General features: G+C 63.2%; 1 protein-coding gene. It reads left to right on the top strand.

Features of this window, described 5'->3' with window-relative positions:
- Positions 1-68: 68 nt before the first annotated feature.
- A complete protein-coding gene (locus NKI24_RS35750) occupies positions 69-1,160 on the top strand; it encodes an ISAs1 family transposase (RefSeq protein WP_352458930.1) in 1,092 nt (363 codons plus the stop codon).
- Positions 1,161-1,167: the final 7 nt, after the last annotated feature.

The raw sequence follows: 1,167 nt of genomic DNA, 5'->3' as shown, positions 1-1,167 counted from the left end.
GCAGGGGAATCGCATATGGCGATTTTGGGGTTGAGTTTAGGCTGAGAAAGGATTCTTTGGAGAGGCAGTTGAGCGAAGGAGCGACTGCCATTTCCTGCCTTGAGAGCTACTTTGGCGCGGTGCCTGATCCACGCGCGCCCAACGCCACGCACCGGCTTGGCGACCTGATCGTGATGATGATCGCAGCAAGCCTGTGCGGCGCCAGCAATGCGACGGAATTTGCCCTGTTCGCGCAGGAGCGCAAGCAGGCGCTGTCGCGGCTGATCGACTATGACGCAGCTCCCAGCCACGACACCTTCTCGCGGCTGCTGCGTCTGCTCGACCCGGAGGCCTTTGGTCGCGCCTTTGCTGCCTTTGCCGCAGCTTTCGCCCGAGCCAGCCGAGAGACGCCCGAGGTGGTGTCGCTTGACGGCAAGGCTTTGCGGCGAGCCTACGAGAAGGGCTTGGCAGCCAGTCCGCCGTTGACGGTGTCGGCCTTCGCCGCCGAGACCCGGCTGTGCCTGGCGGCAGTCTCGCCGAGCGATGGTGAGAACGAAGTCGAGGCCGCGCTCAAAGTCGTCGAACTCATTGATCTTACGGGCAGATTGGTCACCGCCGACGCGCTCCACTGCCACACCCGCATGGCTGCGGCCATTACCCAAAGAGGTGGCGATTACCTGCTTGCGCTGAAGGGCAACCGTCGTCATTGGCTGCGCCGTGCCAACCTGCAACTGGCCGACGCCACCCCTTCCATTGCCGAGCGGACCGAGACCAGCCACGGCCGCAACGAGTGGCGGCAGGCCGAGATCGTGGCGGCGGCCGAGCCGCTGATGCCCGGCCACCTGGCCTTCATCCGCATCACCAGCCGACGCGATCAGGCCAAGCCGTTGATGCGCCTGTTCATGGCCTCCACGCTCATGTCGCCGCAGCGGGCGCTCGACCTCACTAGAGCTCATTGGCAGATCGAGAACGGCCTGCATTGGATGCTCGATGTCCATCTCGATGAGGATCTCAGCCGTGCCCGCAAGGACAATGCCCCCGCCAACACGGCCCTTCTCAATCGCCTCGCCAGAAACATCCTTCAGGCCGCCGATGCTGCCAAAGTTCCCATCAGCCATCGCATCAAGAAATGCGCCTGGAACGACGACTATCTCATCAATGCCATCACTCATATGCGATAGCCCTGCC

The sequence above is a fragment of the Mesorhizobium sp. M0701 genome, assembly GCF_040320365.1.
Lineage (GTDB): Bacteria > Pseudomonadota > Alphaproteobacteria > Rhizobiales > Rhizobiaceae > Mesorhizobium.
This window is presented reverse-complemented; position numbering and strand designations above follow the sequence as displayed.